This window comes from Gammaproteobacteria bacterium (assembly GCA_027296625.1).
Taxonomy (GTDB): domain Bacteria; phylum Pseudomonadota; class Gammaproteobacteria; order JAKEHO01; family JAKEHO01; genus JAKEHO01.
In genome coordinates, this window is the sequence record JAPUIX010000114.1 from 1 (window position 1) to 7,537 (window position 7,537).

7 protein-coding genes and 1 tRNA gene are annotated in these 7,537 nt (G+C 51.4%); 6 read left to right on the plus strand and 2 right to left on the minus strand.

What is annotated here, in order from left to right; all coding sequences use genetic code 11:
* The 6 genes from O6944_06470 to O6944_06495 form a co-directional block, all read left to right on the plus strand.
* Positions 1–813 (plus strand): UDP-N-acetyl glucosamine 2-epimerase (locus O6944_06470; GenBank protein MCZ6718777.1); only part of this gene is annotated, 813 nt, incomplete at its 5' end.
* An 86-nt stretch (positions 814–899) separates the two neighbouring features.
* On the plus strand, positions 900–1,547 hold the full coding sequence (locus O6944_06475) for a glycosyl transferase (protein MCZ6718778.1): 648 nt from the start codon (positions 900–902) through the stop codon (positions 1,545–1,547).
* A complete protein-coding gene (locus tag O6944_06480) occupies positions 1,544–3,412 on the plus strand; it encodes a nucleoside-diphosphate sugar epimerase/dehydratase (GenBank protein ID MCZ6718779.1) in 1,869 nt (622 codons plus the stop codon). Before O6944_06475 ends, O6944_06480 begins: the two co-directional genes overlap by 4 nt.
* Positions 3,409–4,287 (plus strand): UTP--glucose-1-phosphate uridylyltransferase GalU, encoded by an 879-nt coding sequence (gene galU, locus O6944_06485; GenBank protein MCZ6718780.1) that lies wholly within the window; start codon positions 3,409–3,411, stop codon positions 4,285–4,287. The genes O6944_06480 and galU overlap by 4 nt, the downstream gene beginning before the upstream one ends.
* 246 nt (positions 4,288–4,533) lie before the next feature.
* Positions 4,534–5,619 (plus strand): aromatic ring-hydroxylating dioxygenase subunit alpha, encoded by a 1,086-nt coding sequence (locus O6944_06490; protein ID MCZ6718781.1) that lies wholly within the window; start codon positions 4,534–4,536, stop codon positions 5,617–5,619.
* 46 nt (positions 5,620–5,665) lie between these two features.
* Complete coding sequence (locus O6944_06495; protein MCZ6718782.1) at positions 5,666–6,028, plus strand: DUF4070 domain-containing protein; 363 nt, start codon at positions 5,666–5,668, stop codon at positions 6,026–6,028.
* Positions 6,029–6,227: 199 nt separating this feature from the next.
* Here the strand turns inward: O6944_06495 and O6944_06500 are convergent.
* Positions 6,228–6,303: transfer RNA gene (locus tag O6944_06500), tRNA-Asn, on the minus strand.
* 82 nt (positions 6,304–6,385) lie between these two features.
* A partial coding sequence (locus O6944_06505) for a pyridoxal phosphate-dependent aminotransferase (GenBank protein ID MCZ6718783.1) occupies positions 6,386–7,537 on the minus strand: 1,152 nt, incomplete at its 5' end.

The following is a 7,537-nucleotide window of genomic DNA, read 5'->3' on the forward strand; positions in this document are numbered from 1 at the left end:
GCCAAGCGTAGGAAGGTCCCGATATTCCACATGGAAGCGGGTAATCGCTGCTTTGATCAGCGCGTCCCGGAAGAGATTAATCGGAAGCTCGTTGACCACCTGAGCGACATCAACATGCCCTACACGGAGCATGCGCGCCGCTACTTGCTTGCGGAGGGGATAAGGGCGGATACGATCATAAAGACCGGCTCGCCGATGAAGGAAATACTGACCCATTACATGCCGACGATCGAGAAATCCGACGTGCTCGATCGTATCGGCTTGAAGCCTGAGGAGTTTTTCCTCGTTAGCATGCATCGCGAGGAAAACGTAGACAGTGATAACAACTTCTCAGATCTCCTGGCGTCGCTGAATGCGATCGCAGAGAAATATGACAAACCGATTATTGTCTCGACCCATCCACGCACACGGAACAGGCTGGAGGAGCTCAGCCCAGGTAATCTTTCGAAGGAATTGCAATTTTTAAAGCCGCTTGGATTTCTTGACTATATAAAGTTACAGATGCAGGCGTTCTGCGTGCTATCGGATAGTGGAACTATTACGGAGGAGTCCTCGATTCTGAACTTCCCGGCCATCACGATTCGGGAGGCACACGAGCGTCCGGAAGGGATGGATGAGGGAACGCTAATTATGTCCGGCCTAAGGGCAGAACGAGTCTTGCAGTCGATCGAGATCGTGACCTCGCAGCACTCGAATTCAAAGCGTCAATTCAAGCTGGTTGGCGACTACGACACCGAAAGTGTGTCGAAGAAGGTGGTGCGAATTATTATGAGCTACACGGATTACGTGAACCGCGTAGTCTGGAATAAGTGAGATGCAAACACGTGTGCTACCCAGTGGCGACTGGCTCCTGGCTAGGCGGCGTTTCCTCGATTGATCTGGGCATTACGAGGATTTCGTTGGGTTGGATCGGCGCAGTTCTTGGCGCGGTCGGGCTTATCTGGCTGACTAATCTTTACAATTTCATGGATGGCACCGACGGTCTGGCGGCTGTCCAGTGTATCTGTACTGGAATTATGGGCGGTCTTTTGTTTCGCCTGCAGGGTGAGGCGGGATTAGCCATGGTATGTTTTGTGTTGGCTGCTGCGAGTGCCGGATTTCTCATCTGGAATTGGCCGCCTGCCAAGATTTTCATGGGTGACGTCGGCAGTTATTTTATTGGATTTACTTTTGGCGTGCTTGTGCTCGTTGGTGAGCAAACAGAGTCAGTCTCAATGCTGGTGTGGACAGTCCTGCTTGCAATCTTTGTTTGGGACACCACACTGACGCTGGCGAGGCGAGCCGCAACTGGTGAGAAGTGGTATGCTGCACACCGTTCGCATGCTTATCAGCGCCTGGTTCAGCTTGGGATGAGCCATCGTCAAGTTGCAATAGGATTTTTGTTGATTAATGTATGTCTGTTATGGCCGCTGGCCTATCTGGCCCTTCAGTCGGGGAAACTGTTGTTCATTATCGCTGGGTTAGTGTTACTAGCCACGGGGATCCTATGGTTCGTGATCCAGCGGCGTTATCAGATTAGTGCTGCCGTAGACGGGCAAAGCTCGTGATTCATATTACGCGTCGAACTGCGGTCATTCTGCATGATCTGCTGATGGCAGCTTGTGCTTGGGAGCTCGGCTGGATTGCCCGGTATAACTTTGCCTTTCCTGTCCCTGACTGGGAGATCAATTTGCGGACGTTGCTGTTGGTTATCCTGACGCAAGGTTTGATCTTTTGGCAGTTCGGTTTGTATCGTGGTGTATGGCGGTTTGCGAGTCTTCCTGATCTCTGGAATATCTTCCGTGCAGTTGCCCTTGGTACGCTTTCGATAGCCCTAGTTCTGTTTATATTCACTCGCCTCGAGGGTGTTCCACGATCGCTCTTTATATTGTATCCCGTATTTCTTGTGATTCTTCTTGGCGCACCACGACTAGGTTATCGCTTATGGAAGGATCAGACGTTTAATCTACGGACTATTTCTGATGGTTCCCGTGTATTGGTGATTGGTGCGGGACGTGCCGCCGAATTGTTAGTCAGAGAAATGTTTCGTGATGGGAGATATCTGCCCGTAGGGTTGCTGGATGATGAGCCTCGCTTACTCGATGCCAAGATACACGGCGTTCCCGTGCTCGGCACGATCGAGAATCTTCCGCAGATCATTCGGCAGTACGACATTGATACGATTGTGATCGCACTTCCCTCGGCGACAAATGAGCAGATGCAGCGGATTGTTGAGCACTGTCAACAGACATCAGTTCCGATTCGTACAGTGCCGAGGCTTCAGGACATGCTGACGGGAGTGTCAGGGCTTACGGAATTGCGCGAGGTCTCTATCGACGATCTCCTTGGAAGGGAAACGATTGAGCTCGACTGGACTGTCATCCAGGAAGGCTTATCGGCAAAAAACGTCATGGTCAGTGGAGGAGGTGGGTCGATCGGTTCAGAACTTTGCCATCAGATTGCGGGGCTAGGGCCCGCAGCGCTGGTTATCTTTGAAAAAAGCGAACATAACCTCTATCGAATTCAGATGGCCCTTTCACGGCGTCACCCGGAGTTAAGTCTACACGCCATCTTGGGCGATATTTGCGATAAGGCGGCCGTCGAGCATGTTCTAGGAAAATTTAAACCGGAAGTGATATTTCATGCTGCGGCCTATAAGCACGTTCCGCTACTTCAATTTCAAGTTCGTGAGGCAGTTCGAAACAATGTGTTCGGTACGAGAGTCCTCGCCGAAGCAGCGAGTAAACAAGGGTGTAACAAATTTGTCCTCATTTCTACAGATAAGGCAGTTAACCCGATAAACGTGCTCGGCGTGAGTAAACGAGTCGCTGAAATCTACTGTGAAAGTATGAATCGGCATTCAACAACTCAGTTTATTACGGTGCGTTTCGGCAACGTACTGGGTTCTGACGGAAGTGTCGTGCCGTTGTTTAAGGAGCAGATTAAGGCAGGAGGGCCTGTCACTGTCACGCATCCCGAGGTCAGTCGTTACTTTATGACCATACGGGAGGCTTGCCAGCTTATCCTACAGGCCAGCGCAATGGGGCGGGGCGGGGAGATCTTTGTGCTTGATATGGGAAAGCCAGTCAATATCGCTTATCTAGCGGAGCAGATGATCAAGCTATCAGGTAAGGTCCCGGGTGGGGATATCCCGATTGAGTTTACGGGCTTGCGAGCTGGCGAAAAACTCCACGAAGAACTCTTCCACGCTGATGAGAAAATGGAGAAAACGAACCACGAAAAGATTCTGCTTGCAAGACATAGGCTTGTTGAATGGGCTCATCTTGTTGACATGCTCGATCAAATGGAAGCCGCATGTGAAGCGTATGATGATGAGCAACTCAAATCACAGATGGCACAATTTGTTCCGGATTCGATAGATTCGGGAGGCGCTACTGACAAAGTGGTGACCCTGAAGCAGGGAAGCGAGTGAGTTCCAAGATTAAAAAGGCCGTGTTTCCCGTTGCAGGACTTGGTGTTCGGTTTCTGCCGGCGACTAAGGCGAATCCCAAAGAAATGATGCCGATCGTAGATAAGCCGCTAGTCCAGTACGCTGCGGAAGAAGCGGCCGCAGCAGGCATCGCAGATCTTATCTTTATCACGGGGCGAATGAAGCACTCAATTTCTGACCATTTTGATAAGGCCTATGAATTGGAAGCCGAACTTGAGAGAGGCAATAAACACGAGATGCTGCAGATCGTCCGCAATATCTTACCGCCTGAAGTGACCTGTATATATATAAGGCAGGCAGAACCGTTAGGGCTTGGGCATGCCGTTCTGCAAGCACGGTCTGTTGTGGGCCAAGAGCCCTTTGCTGTGTTATTGGCCGATGATCTCATCGCGAACGGAAGCGAGGGATGCCTCAAACGGATGATTGATATCTTTGAGGCAAATCAAAGCAGTGTTCTCGCTGTTGAACAGGTGCAGCCACAAGACACGAACAAATACGGTATTGTGGCCGCTGAACCTATTGAGAATCGCTTGAGCCGGGTGGTGCAGATAGTGGAAAAACCAAAGCCCCAAGAGGCCCCGTCCACGCTTGCGGTTGTGGGGCGATATATTTTTACGCCGGCGATATTTGATTGCTTGAAGAGGACAGGACAGGGGGCAGGCGGAGAAATCCAGTTAACCGATGCGATTGCCAAGTTACTGGAGCTTGAACCGGTTTTGGCCTATGAATTCGAGGGGAAACGCTACGACTGTGGCTCAAAGCTCGGTTACCTGCAGGCCACTGTTGAGTACGCCCTTAGACATCCGGAATTGAAGGATGCCTTTGCGAGCTATCTGAGGTCAATGACATTTGCCTGATGGCCCGTTAGCACATGTGGATCACACTAGCGCTGAACACGTTCGCGAGCATGCGGAATCCACTGTGCGCTAATCTCGACGACCTTGGTCGATCGGGCTCTTTCTCGGCCTACCTGGGACGTCTCAAAGGGCAACGGTCTGCCCGGATGGGGAGAGATACACAAGGATGCGAGGAGATTGCTTGTCAAGCCGGTCGTTAGCAGATAGCGTTATCCCATTAAACAATGACAACATGGGAAAAGTGTAATGATGGTCACCCCGCTGGAACCTAAAACCGATACTGATTATTCCGGCCCCGATCTGCGCAAGATCGGCGCGCACCCTGATTATTGGTATCCATTGGCCAGAAGCCATGATGTCAAACCGGGCAAGGCCATCCCCCGAAGCTTTGCCGGTCAACCGATTGTGTTGGTCAGGACCCAGGCAGGCAAGTTGTTTGCACTGGAAGACCGCTGCGCCCATCGTCAGGTTCCCTTGCATATTGGTGTCGTCAATGGCGAACAAATTCAGTGTGCTTATCATGGCTGGCAATATGATTGTTCCGGTGCCTGTATCAATATTCCTTATGTGGGGAAGGCGAAAAATATTCCCCGAGGGGTTAAGGCCTATCCCTGCAGGGAAGCTTATGGATTGATATTTGTATTCCCCGGTGACGCCAGCAAGGCCGGACAGGTAGACTTCCCGGAGATTGCGGCTTGGCGTGACACCAATTACAAGACCCGTTTTCTTGATGATCAGGTCAAGTGCCATTATTCATTCCTGCATGAAAACCTGATGGACATGAATCATCAATTTTTACATCGACGCATCATGTCCAGGATCAAAACAACCTACCTGGGCTTACGTGAAGGCGATGATTTTGTAGAGGTGGATTACACCTTCAGTCGGGAAGGCCGGCAGCCGGTGGGTGAAAAATTTATCCTCGGTAAACGTGAGGCCGAGGCGTCAAAAGACTCTCATGACCTGATGACTATACGGACACAATACCCGTACCAGATACTGAAATTTTGGACCGGCGGCAGTGAACACACGGCACTGGATCTTTGGATCACCTATGTTCCGGTCGATAGCCATCAACGTATCAATCATACCTTTGGCCTGATTAATGTTCGCAAGCCTTCAGTGCCGGGACTGATATATGTGCTATGGCCGTTTATTGTTTATTTTACTAATGACATCTTTGCAGAAGATCGCTGGATAGTGGAACTGGAACAGCTTGCGTTTGATAAGCAGGGCCAGGACGAAAATCAGGAAATCTACCACGTCATTAAAAAAGTACGTGATTTGCTGATTCGTAAAGGACTGCCGAATCCGGCATTTGAAAACAGCTAGTGCCGGTGCATGTTGCTGAGCCTAAAGTTATCCATTCGCCGGAGCAGTGTGTCGGCGGTGTATCAGTGAAACCTATGATCCGCCCCGCTTGCTTGAACGCTTCGCGTATCAGACTGAGGTGACATTCCCCAACCGTTGGTCCCCGCTACGGGACGTCCGCGTCCCCGATGTGATGCTCGGATTGAATATCCTTACGCGTGTCCTATGGACTGTTGGCTATCTTTCCGATTACCGCCAGGCGTTCTGGCAGCTCGCTGGACCCCTGATGCGTGCCGGCCGCATCGAGGAAGTTATTCACATTGGTTTGGTAAGCCATCATTTGATTCAGTTTACACGCGAGGCTTTGCAGGGGTCCGAGGAGGCGTGTTTTTATTCAGACCCAAATCGTGCGTCTCCTGCTGGCGTCTAGCCCACATAGGAACACACCCTTAGACATCCGGAATTGAAGGATGCCTTTGCAAACTATCTGAGGTCAATGAATCTCGCCTGACAGGAAGGGAAGCCGTCCAGATCATGCGGCATCCAAGAGGGAGCCTAATCTTTTATTTGTTGGGTCCCATGCAGATCATGTGGCAACGTGTAAAAAACCTTGCATGATGCCTTGAGGTTGGCTCCCCGGGACGGGCTCGAACCGCCGACCTAGTGGTTAACAGCCACCCGCTCTACCAACTGAGCTACCGGGGATTAAATAAGGTTGCTTATGCTACTGTTGGGGTCTAATTGGGTCAACACGTCTCTTGGGTGGCTCTGATTGGTGCGCAGCAGCTTAAGCGGACAGTGACGTGGCAAGCCGGTCCATCGCCCGCTCCAGTGCGTCCATACTTGTCGCGAACGATATACGCATATGACCGGGCGCGCCAAACGCCGATCCCGGGACCATCGCAATCCCGGCTTTATCTAATGCGAACTCAGCGAGCTCGATGTCGTTATGAACCTCATCCAGCCGTTCGATCACGCCCTGCATACTCGGGAAAATGTAAAACGTTCCCTGAGACGGTAGACAAGTTATCCCGTTAATTTCGTTCAGTTTTTTGTAGACAAAGTCGTGACGTTCCTTGAAGATGTTACACCGCTCCGAGATGAAAGACTGGTCGCCTTCTAGCGCTGTCTGTGCCGCAGCTTGTGCGATGGAAGTTGGATTGGACGTGCTTTGAGACTGGATCCTTTTCATTGCCCGGATGAGTTCTTCAGGGCCAGCGGCATAACCGATCCGCCAGCCCGTCATGGCGTAGGCTTTGGAGACGCCATTCAATACGATCGTCCGCTCATGCAGATCGGGACATACATTGACGATGTTGCAGAAGGACTGGTCACCCCACAGAATATGCTCATACATATCGTCTGAGGCAATAAGAACATGAGGGTTTGCATGTAAAATCTCTCCGAGGCTGGCAAGTTCCTTGGCTGAACAATAGGCACCAGTCGGGTTCGCTGGACTGTTGAGCACCAGGAGCTTGGTTTTTTCTGTGATGGCGGCCTGCAATCGTTGCGGGTCGATCTTAAAATCATGCTCAAGGGAGGCCTTGATAATAATTGGCTCCCCTCCTGCAAGCCGGATCATATCGGGGTAAGAGGCCCAATAAGGTGCGGGGATGATGACCTCATCCCCAGGATTCAAAAGGGCCTGCGCCATGTTATAGAAGCTGTGTTTACAGCCGCAGGAGACAAGTACTTGGCTCAGCGCGTAGCTTAGACCGTTTTCGCGATTGAACTTCTCGACAATGGCCTCTTTTAGCGAGGGAGTCCCGTCGACAGCAGTGTACTTGGTCATTCCGTCATTGATGGCCTGAATGGCTGCGCTTTTGATGTGGTCGGGCGTGTCGAAATCGGGTTCGCCTGCCCCGAGCCCGATGATGTCACGCCCAGCAGCCCTGAGCTTTGCTGCCCTTGCCGCGACAGCCAGGGTGGGGGACGATTT